This is a genomic window from Peribacillus sp. NPDC055009 (assembly GCF_053608705.1).
Map to the genome: position 1 here is coordinate 57,269 of NZ_JBSGVZ010000008.1, position 20,082 is coordinate 77,350.

20 protein-coding genes are annotated in these 20,082 nt (G+C 38.9%); 4 read left to right on the plus strand and 16 right to left on the minus strand.

The features are described 5' to 3' along the window. Window position 1: 1 nt before the first annotated feature. Window positions 2-1,390, minus strand: coding sequence for an FAD-linked oxidase C-terminal domain-containing protein (locus tag ACWF5P_RS13935; RefSeq protein WP_434169583.1), 1,389 nt, complete (start codon window positions 1,388-1,390; stop codon window positions 2-4). Between the two features lie 524 nt (window positions 1,391-1,914). Between ACWF5P_RS13935 and ACWF5P_RS13940 the strand changes: the two genes are divergently transcribed. After that, on the plus strand, window positions 1,915-2,703 hold the full coding sequence (locus tag ACWF5P_RS13940) for a FadR/GntR family transcriptional regulator (RefSeq protein ID WP_230175957.1): 789 nt from the start codon (window positions 1,915-1,917) through the stop codon (window positions 2,701-2,703). A gap of 159 nt (window positions 2,704-2,862) precedes the next feature. Here ACWF5P_RS13940 and ACWF5P_RS13945 read toward each other — a convergent pair whose 3' ends face one another. Further along, window positions 2,863-3,042 carry a hypothetical protein gene (locus tag ACWF5P_RS13945; RefSeq protein ID WP_101222167.1) on the minus strand — a complete coding sequence of 60 codons (180 nt, stop codon included), beginning with the start codon at window positions 3,040-3,042 and terminating at the stop codon, window positions 2,863-2,865. Window positions 3,043-3,310: 268 nt separating this feature from the next. On the opposite strand from ACWF5P_RS13945, the gene ACWF5P_RS13950 reads away from it, so the two are divergent. Then, a complete protein-coding gene (locus ACWF5P_RS13950; protein WP_096339513.1) occupies window positions 3,311-3,682 on the plus strand; it encodes a cyclic-phosphate processing receiver domain-containing protein in 372 nt (123 codons plus the stop codon). A 386-nt stretch (window positions 3,683-4,068) separates the two neighbouring features. On the opposite strand, the gene speD is transcribed toward ACWF5P_RS13950, so the two are convergent. The 8 genes from speD to ACWF5P_RS13990 all read right to left on the minus strand — a co-directional run bounded on the left by speD (window position 4,069) and on the right by ACWF5P_RS13990 (window position 11,457). Continuing rightward, window positions 4,069-4,458 (minus strand): adenosylmethionine decarboxylase, encoded by a 390-nt coding sequence (gene speD / locus ACWF5P_RS13955; RefSeq protein WP_157830986.1) that lies wholly within the window; start codon window positions 4,456-4,458, stop codon window positions 4,069-4,071. A 268-nt stretch (window positions 4,459-4,726) separates the two neighbouring features. Further along, window positions 4,727-5,653 (minus strand): spermine/spermidine synthase domain-containing protein, encoded by a 927-nt coding sequence (locus tag ACWF5P_RS13960; RefSeq protein ID WP_434169584.1) that lies wholly within the window; start codon window positions 5,651-5,653, stop codon window positions 4,727-4,729. A gap of 279 nt (window positions 5,654-5,932) precedes the next feature. Beyond that, complete coding sequence (locus ACWF5P_RS13965; RefSeq protein ID WP_434169667.1) at window positions 5,933-6,478, minus strand: family 4 glycosyl hydrolase; 546 nt, start codon at window positions 6,476-6,478, stop codon at window positions 5,933-5,935. A gap of 103 nt (window positions 6,479-6,581) precedes the next feature. Continuing rightward, complete coding sequence (locus ACWF5P_RS13970) at window positions 6,582-7,499, minus strand: DMT family transporter (RefSeq protein ID WP_452444981.1); 918 nt, start codon at window positions 7,497-7,499, stop codon at window positions 6,582-6,584. Then, window positions 7,492-8,187 (minus strand): GntR family transcriptional regulator, encoded by a 696-nt coding sequence (locus ACWF5P_RS13975; protein ID WP_434169586.1) that lies wholly within the window; start codon window positions 8,185-8,187, stop codon window positions 7,492-7,494. Before ACWF5P_RS13975 ends, ACWF5P_RS13970 begins: the two co-directional genes overlap by 8 nt. Before the next feature lie 691 nt (window positions 8,188-8,878). Continuing rightward, window positions 8,879-9,697: a methyltransferase domain-containing protein gene (locus ACWF5P_RS13980; RefSeq protein ID WP_434166943.1), complete on the minus strand. Its 819-nt coding sequence runs from the start codon at window positions 9,695-9,697 to the stop codon at window positions 8,879-8,881. 172 nt (window positions 9,698-9,869) lie between these two features. Then, a complete protein-coding gene (locus tag ACWF5P_RS13985) occupies window positions 9,870-10,325 on the minus strand; it encodes a HEAT repeat domain-containing protein (RefSeq protein WP_434166944.1) in 456 nt (151 codons plus the stop codon). 304 nt (window positions 10,326-10,629) lie between these two features. Beyond that, window positions 10,630-11,457, minus strand: a complete 828-nt coding sequence (locus ACWF5P_RS13990) for a TrmB family transcriptional regulator (protein WP_101222176.1) — start codon at window positions 11,455-11,457, stop codon at window positions 10,630-10,632. A gap of 140 nt (window positions 11,458-11,597) precedes the next feature. Here ACWF5P_RS13990 and ACWF5P_RS13995 point away from each other — a divergent pair, with 140 nt between their 5' ends. Then, complete coding sequence (locus ACWF5P_RS13995) at window positions 11,598-12,227, plus strand: homoserine/threonine efflux transporter (protein ID WP_434166946.1); 630 nt, start codon at window positions 11,598-11,600, stop codon at window positions 12,225-12,227. 302 nt (window positions 12,228-12,529) lie between these two features. On the opposite strand, the gene ACWF5P_RS14000 is transcribed toward ACWF5P_RS13995, so the two are convergent. Together ACWF5P_RS14000 and ACWF5P_RS14005 are read right to left on the minus strand one after the other, a co-directional pair. Continuing rightward, window positions 12,530-13,861 (minus strand): heterodisulfide reductase-related iron-sulfur binding cluster, encoded by a 1,332-nt coding sequence (locus ACWF5P_RS14000; protein WP_434166947.1) that lies wholly within the window; start codon window positions 13,859-13,861, stop codon window positions 12,530-12,532. Then, the gene (locus ACWF5P_RS14005; RefSeq protein ID WP_434166948.1) at window positions 13,858-15,264 is read right to left on the minus strand and encodes an FAD-linked oxidase C-terminal domain-containing protein; all 1,407 of its coding nucleotides are present in this window, start codon (window positions 15,262-15,264) and stop codon (window positions 13,858-13,860) included. The genes ACWF5P_RS14000 and ACWF5P_RS14005 overlap by 4 nt, the downstream gene beginning before the upstream one ends. Window positions 15,265-15,375: 111 nt before the next feature. On the opposite strand from ACWF5P_RS14005, the gene ACWF5P_RS14010 reads away from it, so the two are divergent. Further along, window positions 15,376-16,017 (plus strand): hypothetical protein, encoded by a 642-nt coding sequence (locus ACWF5P_RS14010; protein ID WP_452444982.1) that lies wholly within the window; start codon window positions 15,376-15,378, stop codon window positions 16,015-16,017. Between the two features lie 64 nt (window positions 16,018-16,081). Here the strand turns inward: ACWF5P_RS14010 and ACWF5P_RS14015 are convergent, their stop codons facing one another. The 4 genes from ACWF5P_RS14015 to ACWF5P_RS14030 are packed head-to-tail and all read right to left on the minus strand — an operon-like array spanning window position 16,082 to window position 20,075. Next, window positions 16,082-16,888 carry an ABC transporter permease subunit gene (locus ACWF5P_RS14015; protein ID WP_434169668.1) on the minus strand — a complete coding sequence of 269 codons (807 nt, stop codon included), beginning with the start codon at window positions 16,886-16,888 and terminating at the stop codon, window positions 16,082-16,084. Further along, complete coding sequence (locus ACWF5P_RS14020; RefSeq protein ID WP_260357687.1) at window positions 16,888-17,832, minus strand: ABC transporter permease; 945 nt, start codon at window positions 17,830-17,832, stop codon at window positions 16,888-16,890. Before ACWF5P_RS14020 ends, ACWF5P_RS14015 begins: the two co-directional genes overlap by 1 nt. Then, the gene (locus ACWF5P_RS14025; RefSeq protein ID WP_434166950.1) at window positions 17,796-18,956 is read right to left on the minus strand and encodes a polyamine ABC transporter ATP-binding protein; all 1,161 of its coding nucleotides are present in this window, start codon (window positions 18,954-18,956) and stop codon (window positions 17,796-17,798) included. The genes ACWF5P_RS14020 and ACWF5P_RS14025 overlap by 37 nt, the downstream gene beginning before the upstream one ends. A gap of 18 nt (window positions 18,957-18,974) precedes the next feature. Continuing rightward, window positions 18,975-20,075, minus strand: a complete 1,101-nt coding sequence (locus tag ACWF5P_RS14030; protein ID WP_101222183.1) for an ABC transporter substrate-binding protein — start codon at window positions 20,073-20,075, stop codon at window positions 18,975-18,977. Window positions 20,076-20,082 lie beyond the last annotated feature (7 nt).

Here is a 20,082-nt window from a genome sequence, read left to right on the forward strand (position 1 = left end):
ATCACACTCTTTCTTGCATGAATATTTTACTAGGATTTAATAAATTATCTGGATCAAGGGCTTCTTTAATTTTTTCCATCACAAACAGAGAGTTCCCATGTTCTTTTTTCTGATATTTTTGTTTACCGACCCCAACTCCATGTTCACCAGTGCATGTTCCGTTACGATCAAGGGCATATAGGACAATTTGTTCATTTAGCTGTTCAGCTCTTTTTAGTTCTTCCTGATTTTTGTTATCGATCATTAAGAGCACGTGATAGTTCCCATCGCCTACATGGCCGACGATCCCACCGGTAAGGCCTAGTAAATCAACAGCTTCCCTTGCATGGTGAATTGCACCAGATAGCTCTGAAATCGGAAGGCAGACATCAGTCACCATCAGTTTCTTCCCAGGATTGCCTTGAATATAAGCATAGGCAAGATTATGGCGAGCTTCCCATAGGCGGTTCCTGGCAGCATTATCTGTCTCAAATTCAATATCGAGACAATTATGTTCTGCTACTATTTCTTTAGTGAACTCTACATCTTGCTTCAAACCTGCTTCATTACCATGAAACTCCAAAAATAGTGTAGGCGCTTCGTTATAGCTTGTATCACTATAGAGGTTAACCTGCTTCATTGATGGTTCATCGACAAGCTCCACCCTTGCGATTGGAACACCTGACTGCAAAATGGAAACAACAGCTTCTACCGCATTGGTCAATTCCGGAAATGATGCTCTTGCCGCCATAACGTGTTCAGGAATTCCGTAAACTCTTAACGTCAATTCCGTAAAGCAGCCTAGCGTTCCCTCAGATCCAACAAAAAGACCGTTTAGATGGTAACCAGATGACGATTTAGCGGCCAAATTGCCAGTATGAATAATGGAACCATCTGCAAGAACCACTTCAAGATCGCGGACTTGGTCACGCATCACACCATATTTAACTGATGTCGTTCCACTGGCATTTGTTGCAGCCATTCCGCCAAGAGTTGCATCAGCACCCGGATCCACTGAAAAAAACAAACCGTATTTTTTCAGTTCTTTGTTTAATTGCGATCGCGTTACGCCAGGCTGAACCTTAACGAGAAAATCGTTTTCACGCACTTCAAGGATTTTATTCATTAGTGAAAAATCAATGGTTATGCCTTGATGGTAAGGTATGACATGCCCCTCGAGGCTTGATCCCAAACCAAAAGGAACCATCGGGATTTTGAACATATTTGCTAATTTCACAATTTCACTTACTTGCTGTGTTGTTTCTGGAAATACAACAATATCAGGAAGACTTACAGCATGATATGACTCATCTCTTCCGTGTAATTCTCTCACAGTCTGGTTTTCTGTCACTTGATTTTCCGAAAGAACTTCCTTTAAAGCATTGATCAAATTTACACTAGCCGCTTCCATTCAATTCTCCTTCTTTCTGCTATAACCTCTATTTTTGTCCTATCAAAAGTTTTGGTCGCTCCATACCAAGAATTAGTATTGTATTAATAAATGGTTTCCCCCTCCTTACTAACTTAAATTGATATCGCTTCCATTTATGAATGGTTCGACATGGACCATTCTTTATCATTACATAATTGGTCTAACCAATTTTCATTATACTAAATTTTTTGACTTTTTCAACAATTATCCTTTTATTAGAATTCTCCATTCACAAATGCTTATAATGTTAGTGATTATAGATGGTTCCCCACCCGTATTAGCAAAATGAAATCACCTGGAATTTCCAAATGAACGAGAATGACTGAAACTATATCTATTATTGGTCTAACCAATTTTAATGTTTGATTTTTTAAAATAATTATTTGTTTTGTTATAAAATTGCGCTTCCCCTTGATTCATAAAAGAATGCTTGTTAAAATTATTCGACTATTAGTCGTACCAACATGATTTTAGGGTTGATGTTGAAGGATGTGAAGGAAGTAATGGATTCTATACCAGTTAAATCCCCAAAAGTGTACGAAATCATCTTCAATCAAATTAGGGAATCTTTTATTAGCGGTGAATTGAAACCAGGAGATAAATTACCCCCTGAACGGGAGTTGTCCAACCGTTTTAAAGTGAGTCGAACATCAATCAGAGAGGCCCTTCGAGTATTGGAAATTAACGGAGTCATTGAGGTCAGACCAGGTGATGGGACATTTATCAGAAAATCTGATGTTCAGTCACTGATCGAACAGCTATCCACCTCAATCATCAAAGCTGAAGACAACATGGTCTATGAAATGCTTGAAGTCCGTCGAGTAATTGAAACCGAATGTGCTTTTCTTGCTGCACAGAGAGCAAACTCTCTTGATTTACAAAATATCCTTAAAGCTCTAGAAGAAATGGCACGGTCGGAACATGATGAAGAATTAGGTTTGCGAGCAGATTTACATTTCCACTATAGTATCGCACAAGCCACAAACAATTCCATATTTGCTGGATTGGTCCATACCCTTAGTGATCAAATGAAAGATACTATCCGTGCCACCAGGCGACATCGTTTCGCAAAACCGGGTCATTTTCAAGAAACGCTTCAAGAACATAAAGAAATCTACCATTCTATCGCACTAAAAGAAGCGGACAAAGCCAAGCAATTAATGGATGCCCATATCCTTCGCATTAGAGAACAGATGGCCACGGCTACACTTGAAAGCATTGGAGATGACGCCAAAATTGCTGCTTATCAAAATGAAAAAGACCATCAACGTAATGCTGAAGGTGATAAATAAGCGTCCGCTCGCGATATAACTAACCAGAACATGGAGGTATACCTGATCTTTTTAGGTGACCAATTAAATTTGACATTAAAAAAGCGCCTTTCTCAGAGGGCGCTAAGCTGGTTTTATTATAGTTAAAAAATTGATCCCCTATATAAGTAAATGTTGTTTTTATCCTTTTGACATAGTGTAGTAATCAACGTTACATTCTTTTAGTGCATCATCAATCAATATAAGCTGATCATTAATCATTGATAAGTAGGAAATATGATAGTCATTAATTTGTTCCTTTAACTCCAACAGCAGCGTTTTGTCCCTAAGTACAAGGTAAATCTCGTCTGGATGTAACATATCACTTCTCCTTTTAGTCAAGATATTACCTTTTACCCAAATTATTACAACCATTAACTTTTAGATGTTTTGTACCATATTTAACAAAGGATATTTAGATGGAGTTGGACAATAAGTTTTTTATTGGAAACCTGTCGTATATTAGTCTTTAACGTCGAATATGCCCCCTTCTTACTTTGTTGTGTTAGACTTAATAGATAAAACCATATTTTCTTGGGTTTAATTGACTTTTCTTAGTCACACATGTATTAGGAAAGGAGTGCATTAAATGGAGAAAATCAGCGTTTTTCTGGATGACTATCGGAAAGCACCCGATGGCTATGTGTTAGTCGAGACTATTGACGAATGTATAGAGCTATTGCAAAACTTTGATATTGAACATCTCTCTTTGGACCATGACTTATTAAATAAAACCAGGAATGGTTTTATGCTTGTTCAAAAGATGGTCAAAGAAAAACTATTTGCCAATCGCATTACTATTCACTCTGCCAATTCAGTTGGCGGTAAAGCAATGTACAACTGTTTAAAGCAAGCACAACAGAATTTAACTATGCCCCCTGCCATTATTGTATCCTTACGACCATTGCCCCTCAAATTCTTCCCGTCAAAGGTACTGCAGCATTATATAGATATACGATAAACCCTTCTAAAACTCAATCTCAATGTTTCGTAATGATTTTATTAAATTTGTTAGTAGGGGTAGGAAAGCTTTCCAAATAACAATATCTTAGAAGGAATTCCAAGTCCTCCCTAATAAAATAAGACCTTTAATGGCAGCAACTTTATTTTATAAGTCGTTGCCATTTATCATGATGGAGTTCACTCTAGTAGATAGATTACTAGTACATGAATACAACAAGTTTCCTGCAGTTTACGCCTATCGCCGCAAACATTTTTATGTATTTGGGAAAGGGAAAAACATTCACCCTCTCCCCTCGCTTGAAATAATCACAACAAGGGATTCGTTATAATCCGTTCCAACACTAATATTACTTTTGAGCTGGTGAGGTTTTTCACGGTTTGTGACTAGTTTTTTTCATTTCGGATTATGCGGACAGACTGCTCTGCCATATACTCCGCTCCTCTGGAAACATTATATACGACTGCGTATTCAGCACCTAAATATTGTAGAATATTTTGTATCTCATGAAATGGATTCTTTTTTCCGCAAGTATAAATATCAATGGCAGCATAATTCTTCTCTGGCCATGTATGAATGGACATATGTGAGGTGGATAGTATTAGCGTTCCTGTAACACCATATGGTTCAAATTTATGAAAGCTGCGATTCAAGACAATCATTTCCAACCGCTCTGCTGTATGATTCAATTGTTTTTCTAGTTCCTTTGCGTCATCAAGAATACTAGATTTACAGTTAAACGCATCAATAATGACATGGAATCCTTTAGTTTCCAATGTTTGTTCCCCCTTCTCTATCAATCAATGGGCCCAAATCACTTATATCCATAAGTGTGGCACACTCCATTACTATTTAATTATTACAGTTTATGCATGTATGAGTGATTGCGGTTGGACAACCTTTTTAAAAATCCGCAAAATCACAAATAATTAAGTCATTTATTTACTTACGGGAGTATGTATAACATTTGGAGATATCTTTAAAATTATTCAAAAAATATCGCCAACATAATAAATAAAAGTTGGCGAATCCCTAAAATAGATTTCAATTATCCATTTCCTGCTGATAAAAGCTATGAAGTGTGAGTTGATCAAGTGTATTTACTTTGGCATAGATACGCCCATAAAAGTGATAATTCTTAAATTGAAACAAAGAAGATAAATCTTTTGGAAGAGTTCCATAGGGGACATTAATTGAAAGTTTATCCATGCGTTTCGTCCTGAATTTCTTTGCAGCTATATGAAAGCCCCAGTCACCAAAAGATGGAACGATTGTGTGGTAACTCATGACATCGAACCCAACACTCCCGATTGTCTGTCCTATACTCCAATAAACGAGCGGGGCATCATCCGGTGAATTGGATTGACAGACGAGTACGCCTTCATCTGCAAGGAAACTGTATAGATGGCTAAAAAGCTCTTTTGTGTATAATTTGGCTAAGATTTCATTTGCTGGGTCCGGGAAATCCACAATGATCACATTATATTTGCGAGTATTTGACGAAACGTATTTCTGGGCGTCCTGGATATGAACTTTTACACGTTTATCAAGGAATGATCCCTCGTTAAGCTCTACAATCTTGCGAACTTTCTTTGCTACTTTAATGATTTCCGAATCGATATCAACAAGATCAACACGTTTGACATCACTGTACTTGAGGACTTCTCGAAGGGCTAGTCCATCTCCTCCCCCTAAAATTAAGACGCGTGTCCGTTTTTTAGACAGAGCCATCGCAGGATGAACGAGTGCCTCATGATAGATGCGTTCATCCAATGATGAGAACTGCAGTTGTTCATTGAGATACATTCTTATATCTTTAGCTTCCACTACATTGATATCCTGATATTTGCTAATCCCTTCATGAAGGACTTTATGCTTGAGTGCCTTAATTTCCCTGAGACCAATTTGGTCCCAGATATCTCCGCCGTTAAACGTTCGGCTTTCGTCTTGCATCCCATTCTTATTATTCATTTTAATCTCCTCTTTATCTTTGATGTAATGTCTCCGTTAAGGCTAGTATATGAAGGCCCTTGCTAGAACGTTTGCACAATTGTCCCATTAATTTTATTGGGAGATAGTTACTGTCCATGAATCTTAATATAATGACTCACTTGGGATATCAGTAGTGCAGATAGAATGAATCCTTAATAAAATAGATCACTACCGGATCAGAATCTAACAGGGAGTGATCTATTTTGGTCCAAAAGCTAAAAGCGTTGATTTAAGTCATGATTTCACTTCATTAAAATTTCAGCAGGTCTCCTTTATGCGCTTCGAGCATTTCATCCAGTATTTTTTGGCAATGGTGTCTGATGGTACTATAGGATTTATGGTCATCGCCACTAAAGCTTTATGATAATCTCCTGTGACAGCTTCAGCAGCGATCCTTTCAAAAGAATTAATTTGCTGGACCAATCCCGGACTGCTACTGGCAGATCGCCAATGCTGATTGGTCTTGGCCCTTCTTTGGTGACCAGATTCATTGGCTGATTCATCTGGAATACTCGCTATCGCCCCGTAATTGCGTATATTGACTGGCTGAATATCCCGCTTATCATTGTAAATCGAATTGATGAGACTGCAGGCCGCTTCGCTGTAATACGCTCCACCGCGCTTTTCTAGTTGAGCCGGTTTAACATTAAGTTCAGGATCTCTATACAATTCAAATAGGTCCATTTTCAGTTGTTGAATGACCTCAGCCTGCGTCCCATTTATTGCTGAAGATTCCTTTTCTTCGATAACGGCCTTTGAATAGCCAAATGTTGCGTAATACTCGTAAAATACAAAAAAAGCAATTCACATGAAGTGTAATTGCTTTTTTAAGAAATATATGTTCGTGCTTCATCCACTCACACGGTGGATTATTAATTTTTTTCGCCTAGTTTAATTAGATCTGACATTACTTGTCTTTTACGATCGATAAAATCGTAATGGTGCTAATAATGCAAAGCGTGCCAAGCCACTCGGCAAAGCCAAATGTTACATTCAGCCAGAAAACGGATATTAAGGTTGCGGATAATGGTTCAACCGAAGCAAATAAACTTACCTCAGCAGCCGAGATGAATTTGGTACTTTCCAAATAAAAATAAAAAGCAATGATCGTACCAAAAATGATGATGAATAAAACCGCTGAAAATGAAGGTAACGTCCAATTGCCTTCAAATGCCCATGGGGGATGGATGATGCTAAAGCATATGCCTCCAATCAACATGCCCCATCCCACAACAATCATCGCTCCCCATCTAGAAAGGAGTTTATACGGCTGCAATGTATAGAATGCCAATGCAAAGGCTGATGTTACTCCCCAAAATACTGCCCACCCGGAAATGGATAATGTACGTATGCTTCCTCCCGTCACAAGCAAAAAGGTGCCTAAAATCGCTATGATCACAGCTACACTCACTGTAATGCTTGGAAAACGTTTGGAGCGAATGGCTAAATAACAAGTGATCAGGGCCGGTGCCAAATATTGAAGGACAGTGGCAGTGGCTGCGTTGCCATGTTCAATCGCTGCAAAATATGTGTATTGAACAGCGAGCATTCCCAGAATGGCAAAAAGGATAATATGAAGCGCCTCTTTTTTGGTTCTCCAAATCTCAAAAACTTTCAGCCTTTCATTCTTATAAGCGACACCCAATAAGATGATTCCAGATAGCAACAAGCGTACAACAGTGAGCCACTCAGGACTGAAACCTTGCTGCTGAAACAGATATTGAGCTGCCGTCCCTGACACTCCCCATAACGCAGCGCCAGTCAGTACTAGTGCAATCCCTTTGTTTCTTGAAGGTGATATAGCAACTAAAGTATCATTACTCATTTTTTTCTACCCCGCTTTTTACACGTTCCGTATGGGCTTGAATTCTTAAATAACTTTCTTTCCAATTCTTTTCTATCACCTTAAGCACCATAGTGAGATTTTCATTCCTTAATGCCTGTATAATCTGTGCATGCTCATCAACGGAAAAGTGAACATCACTTACCTGATTGAAATAAAACAGTTCCATTCGTATAAGTTTTTGTTTAAGTCCCGATAGAATCCGCTTCAATTCATCATTTGTAGAAAGATTGATGTAAATGGAATGAAAGTCATTATCTTTCTGAACGGCGACTATTTGATTTCCTTCGTCGATTGCTTTTTTCACTTCATGATTGATGGCTTCCATTTCTATTAAGTGTTTTTCTTCAATGAAATCAAAAGCCTGTTCCATAGCCAGCTTTTCCAGTGTCCAAACAATGGAGTATATGTCTAATACCCCATCGAATCTAATAGGGGAAACAATAGTTGAACGGCTCGGCTTGGTCTCGACAAATCCCTCATCCTCAAGCCTTAATAGTGCTTCTCTTATTGGGGTTCTGCTTACTCCCAACTGCTCGGCTAATTCTTTATCGCGTAATTGCTGGCCTGGCGTTAGGATTCCCTGCACAATCCAATCCCGCAAGATCATGTATGCTTCTTCACGTACAGAAGTACGTTTTATTTTTTGAGATGAATTTGTATGCTTCAACGGCTATCCCTCCTTAAAATACAGATATATAATATGCAATATATCACATATTGCGTGCCGTAGAAAGAAATTATAGAAAATTTAAATCTTTGATCCTTTCTTAAAACATCAAGCACATTTTCACATGATAAAAGGGAATCCTTCCATAGTAAAAACATTTCTTTTGGAATGATGAAAGTAATCCTTCTACCATGAGTCCTCGAGCTTTAAGATTTACAACGATTCACTGAAAAAAAGTTCTATTTTTCTGAATATCCATAGTATGTATTTTTAAATTCTTAGAACACTAGACTGAGACTTACGGCATTTTAGTTTAATGCTCCTGGAACTCACAAAGATTAGATAGTTTTCGCAAATGAAATGGATACTTCTTCAATTTACTGACCATATCATGTGAAATTCGGTGTTTCTAAAAAAATGTCTTGAAAATGTCTTGGTGCTGACCGCACTCATTACATGAATATTCTATTTCCAATGCATCTTCAGTTACTGTATGAACTGTCTCTTTTTTACAAGTTTCACAAAATCTCTTTTCGGATATTTCTTTCATTTATCATTCACACTCCGTTTTATCATCAATTTTTGTAGCCTTGTTAATATTATTTTGCGAATATCCAACAGAAAAAATACCTTTTTCCTGAAGTACCTCAAAAAGAAGGTAAAGAACTCAGTGAAAAAGGTAATCAAATTGTTAATTTAACCTTGGATTCCAATACATCAAAGCTGCATGAAACGGATATTCGTATTCGAAAACTCCCTCTTTTTCCACCACATATTTATTTAGGACCGTTTTTACTTCATCATAAGAAAAATGATCATCAAGAATTTTTGTGGTATTATCTCGGATCACTTCTTCATAGGTGGAATAGATTTTTTTACTTTTCAATTTAACGATCTTACAGTCCGCCAGTATTCCAAGTTGATACAAAACATTCAAGATGTGTATGTAATCCCGTTTTCTTAAATTGATCGTATATCCTCGTTGCTTCAATTCCATATAATGAGGTTTTTCTGGTCCGGTTGTCATACCTACTATCACTAATCGAGCTGCAGAATCATTCATTTTTAATAAGGTTTGACCGATTTCTGTCATACGGTAATAACAGTTAAAACCAAATACTACATCATATTTGACCTTTTTGGTCTCACTTTCCCACTTATCATGAATCAACTCCATGTTTTCGAAACCTTTTTCGTTCGCCTGGGATTCCAAAAAATTAATAATGCTTTTGGAACTATCTATACAAGTTAGTCTCCTGACTTCTTTTGCAATTTCAAATGTATAATTACCCCATCCAGGGCCGATTTCCAATACATGATCATCCTGTTTTAATAATGCCAATAACTCTTGCTGCACAAGTTTTGCATAAGGGTCCGCTTTATGTTGTTTTTTCGCTGCAACCTTGGAAGCCCAAAAAGCTTCTTCTGCAGCATCATCCTTTAGCCTGTTAGGTATGTTTCCTGTATGATCTGCCATCGCCTGTTTCCAAAGTTCAATATAATCTGTCATCTTTTCTCCCCTGAATTCGTATGTATTTATCGGTTTTCAAGTTAAAGCAAGCAGCCAAATACTTCCTCTTTTAAATATATTAGCATACTATAGCTAAAACTTTGTTTTACACATAAGAAAAAGGAGCAAAAACTTTGCTCCTTTATCAACTATTGCTTATTTGTTTATACTTTTATCTTTTCGATAAAGCTGACCACGTATTTTCAAGCCATTTATCAAAGTCAGCTCCTTTTTCACCCTCATATGTATCATATATATCCATTCTCATCTTCTGGAGTTTCTCTTTGAATTCAGTATATGTGTGATTTTCTGGTAAACTCTTCTTGATCCTGACTAAGATTTTGGTCAAACCTTTAACCAACTCTCCTTTTTTCCTTGCTGGCAATTGAACATTTTCACCTAAACTTTTCAATTGACGGTAGGCGGCCTCTTGAACTTTATATACAGAATCATTACTCATGATATTTGTGATAATGTCGATTACTTGTTTATTTTTTGACTGACCTAATTCTTCGATCGCATCTAAACGTTCTCTCCAATTAGATTTGCGATTGGCAGATTTTTTTAATTCCTCATAGTTGGCAGGTAACTCGATACCCTTTGTTTCTTTGTTGTTCAAATGAATCATTTCTCCTTCTGTCTTAGTAATCCGGATATCAAAAATGTTAATCCGATACTACAATAATCCCATTACCAGGAATGGTTTATTACATTCCTTATTATACCCTTTTCTATATTTTAATATAGTTAAATTTGTTATTCATCTGTTGTATCCTCAATCAGTCAGGTGCCAGGGGTGTGATGCTTTGCTTCTACAAACTTACCTGCACCTATAGCTCAATAAGTAGCTTCAACAGTAAAAGGCATAAATCCTGCCTGGATTCATGCCCCTATAGTTGACTATGAAGTATGCAGATATTAAAAGCACAAATCTAGTCCACGTAATGTTTTTTATAATCTGGATGGATAGAAAACTTTTTACGTAAATCGGCGAGGTTTTCACCAAAACTTTCTTCTAATAGTTCTCTATGCTTCTCCATGATTTCCATCAGATACAAATCATGGATCATAACTTCTGTAATGGGCATCACTAATCCTACATGCATGGTCCATGCTGCACGGCTATCTTTGCCAAGCGAAACAATGCCTGCTACTACTTCTGAATCATCTCCACTGATAACAAGCCATCGTCCGCCATACTCTTCTGTAATTGCATAGCCCATATAATGGAGGTAAACATTAGCAAAATCACAGACGATTTCCCCATAGGCAATAATTGTTACATTGACTCCTTTATTTGCTGCCTGTCTCAGTTCATACTCTAATTCTTCGAATTCGTCTTCCCATATCTCTAAAAGTATTCTTTTTTTAGCAGATAATATACAAGCTTTTACCTTATCGAGTATTTCATTGCGTCCCATGATATTCCATATATTTTCACGGTCATTTGCAGAACGTTCAAACTCCGCTAATGATTTTTCTGCCCGTTCAAAATTCTCTTCTGCTTTTATCCGACGGTTTTTTATTAGCTCCTTTGCAGGTACAGGCGTATATTGAGGTGTGTTTCCAGGACTAACCAGAATATCTCCTCTTATTGCGAGACTGTCCAGAATTTCATATATTCTTGAACGTGGTACACCGGAGTTTTTTGCGACTGCATAGCCTGTTAATGGCGATTCTTCCAATAAGGTAAGATATGCTTTCGCTTCATATTCGGTAAAATTTAGATTTTTTAATGTTTCTAAAATGTTTTCTTTCATAATCCCTCCAAAACAACCTTAGTCGCTACCTTTGTAACTAATATTTTAACAAAATCTGTTGACGCTTTCCATTTTCATCTAATATACTTACATAAGTAGTTACTTAAGTAGCAACTAATAAGAAGTAAGGGAGAAATAGTATGGATAGCTTACTTACATACATATCAATTGTTGCAATGATGGTTATTATACCAGGAGCAGATACTATGCTCTTAGTGAAAAACACGCTTAGCCATGGTACAAAAGCGGGACGGTATACGGTTCTCGGAATGGCAACGGGACTTTCTTTTTGGACGCTTATTGCAATCCTTGGACTATCTGTTGTGATTGCAAAGTCTGTGATTCTTTTCAGTGCAATCAAATATTTGGGAGCCGCCTATTTAATTTATTTAGGAATAAAAAGTTTTTTTTCTAAAAGCGTCTTTTCTTTAAAGGAAATTCAAGCACAAGCAAATACACCTGCAAAGCATTCAAATCGGCATAATAAAGATTCCTTTATGCAAGCATTACTTAATAATATTCTTAATCCAAAGACCGTTTTAGTTTATATTACAATCATGCCGCAATTTATCAATTTGAACGGAAATGTAAACCAGCAATTGATTATATTAGCTTTCATATTAACCTTACTCGCTGTATTGTGGTTTCTATTTCTTGTTTATCTAATTGATTATGCAAAAAAATGGATGAACAACTCCAAATTCCAAAAAGCATTCCAAAAATCAACAGGCTTAATATTAATTGGTTTTGGCATAAAAACAGGAATTTAATTTCATTTACCAAAACATCTTATTTGATTCCATCCGTTCAGAAAATTGAACGGATTTTTTATAAGTATGTAACGTACAGCTAACATACTGTAAACTAACCTGCACCGATAGTTTTAAAGAAAAAGCTTCCTTACAATCTTCCATCCGTATATATGGCGCTGCAATATTGATCTGCAAAGACATTTTTCGCCTTACATCATCAATGGAGAATGATCAAGTTCCTAACATAAAAACGTCAGTATTTTCTCATAAGAGAAGAAAATACTGACAAGTAATCCCTACTATGAAGTTTAAGCATCCTTTCAATCCAAGCCACAAGCCTTGGCAAGTATTTCAACAAGGTGCATACTTTTCATTTGGTTCGCCGCTCCCTCCCTCTGGATGCCAATGTTCATTTGCATTTGGCAGCCAGGGTTAACCGTCACTACGGTTGTTGCTTTGGTTTCTTTTAAGTTCTTCATTTTCTCATCAAGAATTTTCATGGATTCATCAAAGTGGAGAAGATTGTAAATTCCTCCTGATGCACAGCAGCGGTCAAACCCTTCCATTTCCACATAGGAAACCCCTGGTATGGATTGCAATAATAAACGAGGTTCCTTTTGGACCTTTTGAACATTGCGTAAATGACATGAATCTTGATAAGATACGATGCCTTGCCATTCTTCAGTAAAGGGAAGCGGCCCCAATTGATGAAGAACTTGACTGATATCTTTTGATTTTTCCGAAAAAACCCTTGCCGCCCCAGCCCATTCGCGATCATCTGACAATAGATGTCCATATTCAAGAAGCGTGGCGCCGCAGCCTCCTGCGTTATTTACAATGACATCCGCATCTGTTTTCATGAAGGCCTGGATATTCCTCTTTGCCAACGCTTTCGCTTGTTTTATTTCACCTTGATGGGAATGCAGGGCACCGCAGCAATTCTGATTTTCAGGGAGAATGACCTCACAACCCGCTAAGGTGAGCAACTCAATGGTAAGGCGGTTTATTCGTGACATCATGGAATCCATGATACACCCAGTAAAAAAAGCCACCTTTAATTTCGTTTCCCCTTTTGCTGGCATTATCATACCTGTCCGGATTCGTTTGGAGGACGGCTCGATGGCTGGTAGTGCTTGTTCTAAATGTGCAAGGGCAGGGGAAACCTTTTGCAGTACATTTGTTGAACGGATAAGCTTGGATAAGCCTGTTTTTTGATAGAGATGTACTGCACTTCCAATCCTATTCATTCGTTTTGGATATGGAAAAAGATGAACCAATGCCATTTTTTTGATCTTGGTCATATTATTTTTTTGGTTTGCTGATGGGGAGTTTTCAATGGCTTCTTTTGCCGCTTCCAGTATATGTCCGTATGGCACACCGACAGGACATGCTGTTTCACAAGCACGACAGCCCAAGCATAGGTCGATCGGTTCAGCTAAATCTTTTTGGAAATCTATTTTTCCTTCGGCTGCCATTTTCACTAGATTGATTCGACCGCGTGGAGAGGCGGATTCTACACCCATTGATTCATATGTAGGACATGCTGGTAAACAGTAACCGCATTTTACGCATTGGTTTGTCCAATCATAGGCATTAGAATATAAATTTTGGAGCGCTGCATTTGTCTCGTTCGCTTTGACAGGTAGATTCATGTAACCAACACGACCCTTGTCTGGCCTTTATCAGGAAAAATCTTACCTGGATTCAGGATATTATTGGGATCCCATGCTTCTTTTATTTTTTTCATCATATTCACCCCTGTTATTCCTAATTCCATTTCCATATATGGTGACTTTAAAGTACCGATGCCATGTTCTCCGGAAAGGGTTCCGCCTAGTTCGATTGCTGCTTCAAAAATTTCACTGACTGCAAGCTCCACTTTTTTCATTTCCGTAATATTTCGTTTATCAGTAATGATGTTAGGATGTAAATTGCCATCTCCTGCATGGCCGAATACAACCAAGTTCAACCCGTATTTCTCCCGGATATTGTTTAATCTCTCCATCATCGCCGGTATTTGACTGCGTGGAACGGTCGCGTCTTCAGAAATTTTTGTAGGACCCATTTGTGTAATGGCCGGGGAGACCAATTTACGCGCACTCCAAATCGTTTGTCGTTCCTCCTCTGTCTCCGCTATCTTGACATAGGAAGCACCTTCCGCCCTGCATATATTGGCGCATTTATTGATTTCTTCCTCAATCGCCAATGGGTGACCATCTATTTCTATGATCAAAATGGCTTCTGCCTGAAGAGGCAAACCGGAAGGCCGATAGCTTTCAACTGCACGGATGCAAGCATTATCCATCAATTCCAGTGCAGATGGTAGAATTCCTGACGATAAAATGCTGGTAATGGCATGGCCAGAGTCTATCAAATGATTGAAATGGGCGACAAATGTTTGTTTAGATTGAGGTTTTGGTATTAAGCGGATGATTGCCTCAGTAACGATGCCCAAAGTACCTTCCGATCCCACGATCAATCGGGTCAAATCATACCCTGTTACATTTTTTACGGTCTTTCCGCCAGTACGAATGATTTCTCCCGTCGGGGTTACCACCTCCAGGCCTATCACATATTCTTTTGTCGTTCCGTATTTCAATCCCTTTGGCCCGCTGGAGTTTTCTAATAGATTCCCGCCTATAGTGGCTACATTGGAGCTGCTTGGATCCGGCGGATAGAACAAGCCGGCTTCTTCAGCCTTTTTATGAATATTTGCCGTAATCACACCTGGAGAGACAATGGCAAGCATATTTTCCCGATCAATGATCAATTTATCCCGTAAAAGGGTCATATCAAGAACCATCCCCCCTTTAACAGGTAAAGGGCCGCCACTTAGCGAAGTTCCAGATCCTCTAGGGTAAACAGGTATTTTGTGAGTATTAGCCAATTTAACCACTTTACTGATTTCCTCCGCATTTTTTGGCTGTATAACGATTTCGGGTAAATATTCCCCAAAAGAAGCGTCATAGCTATAACAATACCTTTCTGCCAAATCAAGGAACATTCTGTCACCTGGTATTACCTGACTAAGATCGTCCAAGGCTTCTTTCTCCATGCTTTTCACTTCCTTTCTTAATAGTAAGTTGGAAAAGAACTATTTGTATGTAATATAATGGAATTTTATAATCCTGCTAGATATAATGATGAAAAAAAGGAGGTTATTTTTTTGAAAATTGCATTGATTCACGCAACCACTACTGCACTAAAACCAATTGAAGTGGCCTTTCGGACAGTTGCTCCGAACATTGAACTCCTTCATTTCATGGACACGGGTCTTCTCCCCTTGATGGAAAAGAGCGGCAAGTTAACTCCGGAAATCACCCGCCGCTTTTCTTCATTAGTAAATATAGCCTATGGGTCTGACGTTTCATGCATCCAACTTACTTGCTCCGCCTTTAATGACATCACTGCAATTTTACAACCTCTATATCCTGTAAAGTTATTTCGTTCAGATGAAGCCATGCTTGATGAAGCACTTCGCTACACTAGCATCGGCCTGGTTTCAACCGTAAAAGAAACACCGATCGCCCTTCAAAATTACTTATTAAATAAGAATCCGGAATGTATGATCGAGTCATTGGTCGATCCAGGGATCATCCATTTATTATCACAAGGAAAAAGAAAGGAACATGATGATCGGGTTAAAAAGATGGTGGAACAATTGGATGGAAAGACAGAAGTGATTTTGCTTTCACAATATAGTATGGAGCATATTGCAAAGCAGGTTAATCCTTCTGTCCCTGTCCTAACGGCACCTCTATTGGCTGCCAAAAGGTGTTTCGATCATTTGAATGGAACGTACAGTTGAGTTTTCTTCGAAAAAAATCAGAGCTTAGCAAGCATGATCGTTTGTCACATCTTATATATCGTTTTTAACCGTTTGTATGATGGGAACCGCCAAAAACTTTCCCGACACCTTGAATTTTTTCAAGTATTACGATTAGAAGGACTGATATGAAAATAACCACGCTTGACACGGATGCAACGATTGGATTGTAGGCATCCTGCATTTGCGAGAAAATCTCGATCGGCAGCGTTCTCATTTCCGGTGATACCATAAAGAGAGAGACCGTTACATTATCAAATGATGTCAAAAATGCGAATAATCCCCCTGAGATGGCCGCGGATCCAATTAGCGGCAGAGTCACTTTCATGAATACTGTTAATGGATTCGCTCCTAGAATGGCAGCAGCCCGTTCGAGATTGTAATCAAATCCACTTAAACCGGTTAAGACGAGCCGCATAACATAAGGTATGCAAATGACGATATGGGCAATTAAAAATCCTGTAGACGTACCGGCAAGCATCATTGGTGTAAAGTACATTAAAAGTGCAATCCCTAAGACTAATTGCGGCACACTTAATGGTGAAGTTAATAGGGCCGTAATATACGATTTTCCAGGTATATCATACTTTGCGATGCCAAGGGCACCCAAAGTTCCGAATATGACGGAGAAAAGGGCAGCTAATGCTGCGAACTTCGCACTGTTCAAAAATGCTTCCAAAAATTCAGGACGCTCCAAAATTTTGACATACCATTGAAGTGAGAAGCCTTCAGCCGGAAAACTTGGATAATTGGCACTTGTAAAAGAAGCGGGAATAACGACAATGAGCGGTATCAAGATATAGATAATGGCCAACACGGCAACAGCAATCCGCAGGCCGCCAAACGTTTTCATCATCGGAATACCTCCTTGAATTTCCCTTTTTCAAACGCTCTGGTAAATACGGCTACTGATATGACAGTGGTTGCTAATAGAATATAAGAAAGTGCAGATCCGAAAGTCCAATGCAGCAGGTTATTTATTTGATCATAGATGACAACAGGCATCACTGGCACATTGGCTCCCCCCATCAGTGCAGGGGTTACATAAGCACTCATTGACAAACTGAATACGAGAATGCAGCCAGATACGATACCAGGGATACTTAGCGGCAATGTAATCGAAAAGAACCTTCTGAATGGGCTTGCCCCAAGTATGGCTCCTGCCTTATCGAGAGAAGGATCGATATTATAAAGACTCGCAACGATGGATAAGATCATGAAAGGAAGATATGCATTGGAAAGCCCGATCACAACTCCGATTTCCGAAAACAATAGTTTCAATGGTGCATCTATTATGCCAAGGGCCATCAAGGTTTGATTAATCGTTCCGTTAGGCAATAGCAGGAGGTACCAGCCAAAATTACGGACAACAATACTTACCAAGAGCGGTGACACGATCAAGAGAGTGATATACCCTCTGACCCGCGCTGAACTTTTGGCCATCGTCAAGGCTACCGGATATCCAAGAAATAAAGCAACCAAGACCGAATATAAACTGATCTTCACTGTCAGCCATAAAGAAGATAAGTAATAGCTATCGGAAAATAATTGTGTATAGTTTTTCAAGCTATAAACTGCCTCCGCTCCTCCCAGATTATCTGTGGATATGAAGCTTAAATATAAAATGTATAACATCGGGATGACAAAGAAACCGAATATGAAAAGTAGAATAGGCGTTAAAAGGAGTAATCCTGGCACCCATACTTTCCTTTTCTTGATTTTAGGTTTCTTTTGCGGCTCAATAGGATTCGTATCCTTTTCTATTTCTTGACTAGCATAACTTCTGATGGGCTCCATCCAATCAACACCTCACTTCCATTTTGCCATGATGAATCGAAAGCGGAAGTCAATACTTGAATACTTTTCCCCTGTAATAGAACATTGATTTCCCATGAGGTACCAAGATAATTAATTTGGCTGATCTTAGCACGGTGGAAATCCAAAGGAGATGTAGTTTTTTCATCAAGAGAAACAATTTGCAGTTTTTCTGGTCTAATATAAAGCTTCACCTCATCCCCGGTTTTCAAATCACTATCATTTCCCATGATGTTATTTGCATCAACATGAGTGATATCAGGCCCTATCTTGACTGAAACTTTCCGCTTATCCAAAGCAGACACATTCCCTTCAAAACAATTCGATTTCCCGATGAATTGAAAGACGAATTCTGTCTTAGGATGATTGTAAATCTCAGTCGGTGTACTGATTTGTTCAATTTTCCCTGCATTCATGACCACGACCCGATCAGACATGGAAAGAGCTTCTTCTTGATCATGAGTCACAAAAATGGTGGTTACGCCAATTTCCTTTTGTAAACGCTTTATCTCGGCCCTGAGTTCATGGCGCAGCTTTGCATCAAGGTTTGAAAGCGGCTCGTCAAGCAAAAGGAGCTCCGGTTCAACTACAAGTGCCCTGGAAATCGCAACACGCTGACGCTGCCCTCCAGATAATTCCCGTGGATAACGATTTTCCAATCCTGACATTTTCACTAATTCAAGCGCTTTACTTATTTTCTTTTTTTGCTCAGCTTTACCGACCTTGCGCAGCTTCAAGCCAAAACTAAGATTTTCATAGACAGTCATATGAGGAAAAAGCGAATAAGTTTGAAAAACCATTCCTAAATCTCGCTTATAAGGCGGAACCTTCGTAACATTATTGCCCTTAATATGAACCTCGCCCCGATCTGCATCGAGGAACCCTGCAATGAGGTTCAAGGTTGTTGACTTTCCGCACCCGGAAGGCCCAAGAAGAGTGAGTAACTCTCCTTGTTTCACCTCCAGGTCAATGCCATTGAGGACAACATTCGCTCCAAATTGTTTAAACGCGCCTTTTATCTCTACATCATTTTTATTTGAACCGAACCCCTGAACTGCCTCCAGGTGCTGCCTATTAATTTCCACATCTTTTTTTAATACTTCCATGTGATCAACACGCTCCTTTTATTTGAGTTTTTTCCCTAATTCAGGAGTAACCTCTTTCGCCCATCTGTCTGACACCTCGGCACGGATTTCGGCAAACTTGGCGAAATCAGGTTTGAATGTTTTATCACTTGCTTCAAGACCGATTGACTCTTCATATTTCTCTGGGATTTTCATGCCTTCTACCGTAGGATAAAATCCTTTTTCGGAAATTAATGCTTGAGCTTCTTCACTGATTACATAGTTGATGAATTCAAGGGCTTCTTTGCTATTAGGCGTATTTTTCACTAGACCTGCGCTGAAGGCTTGAAGCGGCACGCCTTCTTTAGGCACGGCCATCTTAATCGGAATGCCTGAAACGGCTAGTTCACCTATGGAATAACTTCCCATGACCGTTACGTCAGCAGCTCCTTGTTGGATTGCTGGCATCATTTGCGTTGAGTTTTTATAAAATGTATTGGAATACGCTGCAAGATCTTTAGCCTTTTCTAGACCCGGCTCCATATCTTCCGTACTGCCGCCGTTTGATATCGCCAGACCATTAAGGGTATTGAAGCCCCAATCATTCGTAATATCTGAAAATGCCGTTTTACCCTCGTACTCAGGAGAAACAAGATCATTCCAGGATTCAATTGATTTTAACCCTTTCTTTTTGAAGGTTTCCGTATTATAAGCTGGTGCAATGACTAAACCGAATGCTGGTGCGGCCGCCTTTTCAACCGGAATGAAACGCGGGTCCACCGATTTCATATTGGGAACATTGGACTCATCAATTGGTACGATCAGTTCCTTCTCCTGAGCGCGAATTACATCAACCGGTACAAAAAGGGCAACATCTATTTGCGGAGCGTTTTTCTGTAATTCCACTTTGGATAGGATTTCACCTGATAAACCGGAAATATAATTAACAGTGATTCCCGTTTCTTCTTTGAACTTTGGTGCAATCACATCTCGGATGGCACTTTCAATGACACCGCCATTACCGGCTATCGTAATTTTCTTCTCTCCTTTTTCCCCTGCACTTGTTTGTACGGATTCCCCCGGTTTTTGAGGAGTGGGGTTACCACAACCCGCAAGAGCGATCAATACTATTATCGATAATAGACTCATCAGTTTTTTCATTGTCATT

Excerpts from the sequence above, each read along its gene's own strand:
- ACWF5P_RS13935 (WP_434169583.1), bottom strand. The coding sequence starts at position 1,390 with ATGGAAGCGGCTAGTGTAAATTTGATCAATGCTTTAAAGGAAGTTCTT.
- ACWF5P_RS13940 (WP_230175957.1), top strand. The coding sequence starts at position 1,915 with ATGGATTCTATACCAGTTAAATCCCCAAAAGTGTACGAAATCATCTTC.
- ACWF5P_RS13945 (WP_101222167.1), bottom strand. The coding sequence starts at position 3,042 with ATGTTACATCCAGACGAGATTTACCTTGTACTTAGGGACAAAACGCTG.
- ACWF5P_RS13950 (WP_096339513.1), top strand. The coding sequence starts at position 3,311 with ATGGAGAAAATCAGCGTTTTTCTGGATGACTATCGGAAAGCACCCGAT.
- ACWF5P_RS13960 (WP_434169584.1), bottom strand. The coding sequence starts at position 5,653 with ATGAATAATAAGAATGGGATGCAAGACGAAAGCCGAACGTTTAACGGC.
- ACWF5P_RS13970 (WP_452444981.1), bottom strand. The coding sequence starts at position 7,499 with ATGAGTAATGATACTTTAGTTGCTATATCACCTTCAAGAAACAAAGGG.
- ACWF5P_RS13980 (WP_434166943.1), bottom strand. The coding sequence starts at position 9,697 with ATGACAGATTATATTGAACTTTGGAAACAGGCGATGGCAGATCATACA.
- ACWF5P_RS13985 (WP_434166944.1), bottom strand. The coding sequence starts at position 10,325 with ATGATTCATTTGAACAACAAAGAAACAAAGGGTATCGAGTTACCTGCC.
- ACWF5P_RS13990 (WP_101222176.1), bottom strand. The coding sequence starts at position 11,457 with ATGAAAGAAAACATTTTAGAAACATTAAAAAATCTAAATTTTACCGAA.
- ACWF5P_RS13995 (WP_434166946.1), top strand. The coding sequence starts at position 11,598 with ATGGATAGCTTACTTACATACATATCAATTGTTGCAATGATGGTTATT.
- ACWF5P_RS14000 (WP_434166947.1), bottom strand. The coding sequence starts at position 13,861 with ATGAATCTACCTGTCAAAGCGAACGAGACAAATGCAGCGCTCCAAAAT.
- ACWF5P_RS14005 (WP_434166948.1), bottom strand. The coding sequence starts at position 15,264 with ATGGAGAAAGAAGCCTTGGACGATCTTAGTCAGGTAATACCAGGTGAC.
- ACWF5P_RS14015 (WP_434169668.1), bottom strand. The coding sequence starts at position 16,888 with ATGAAAACGTTTGGCGGCCTGCGGATTGCTGTTGCCGTGTTGGCCATT.
- ACWF5P_RS14020 (WP_260357687.1), bottom strand. The coding sequence starts at position 17,832 with ATGGAGCCCATCAGAAGTTATGCTAGTCAAGAAATAGAAAAGGATACG.
- ACWF5P_RS14025 (WP_434166950.1), bottom strand. The coding sequence starts at position 18,956 with ATGGAAGTATTAAAAAAAGATGTGGAAATTAATAGGCAGCACCTGGAG.
- ACWF5P_RS14030 (WP_101222183.1), bottom strand. The coding sequence starts at position 20,075 with ATGAAAAAACTGATGAGTCTATTATCGATAATAGTATTGATCGCTCTT.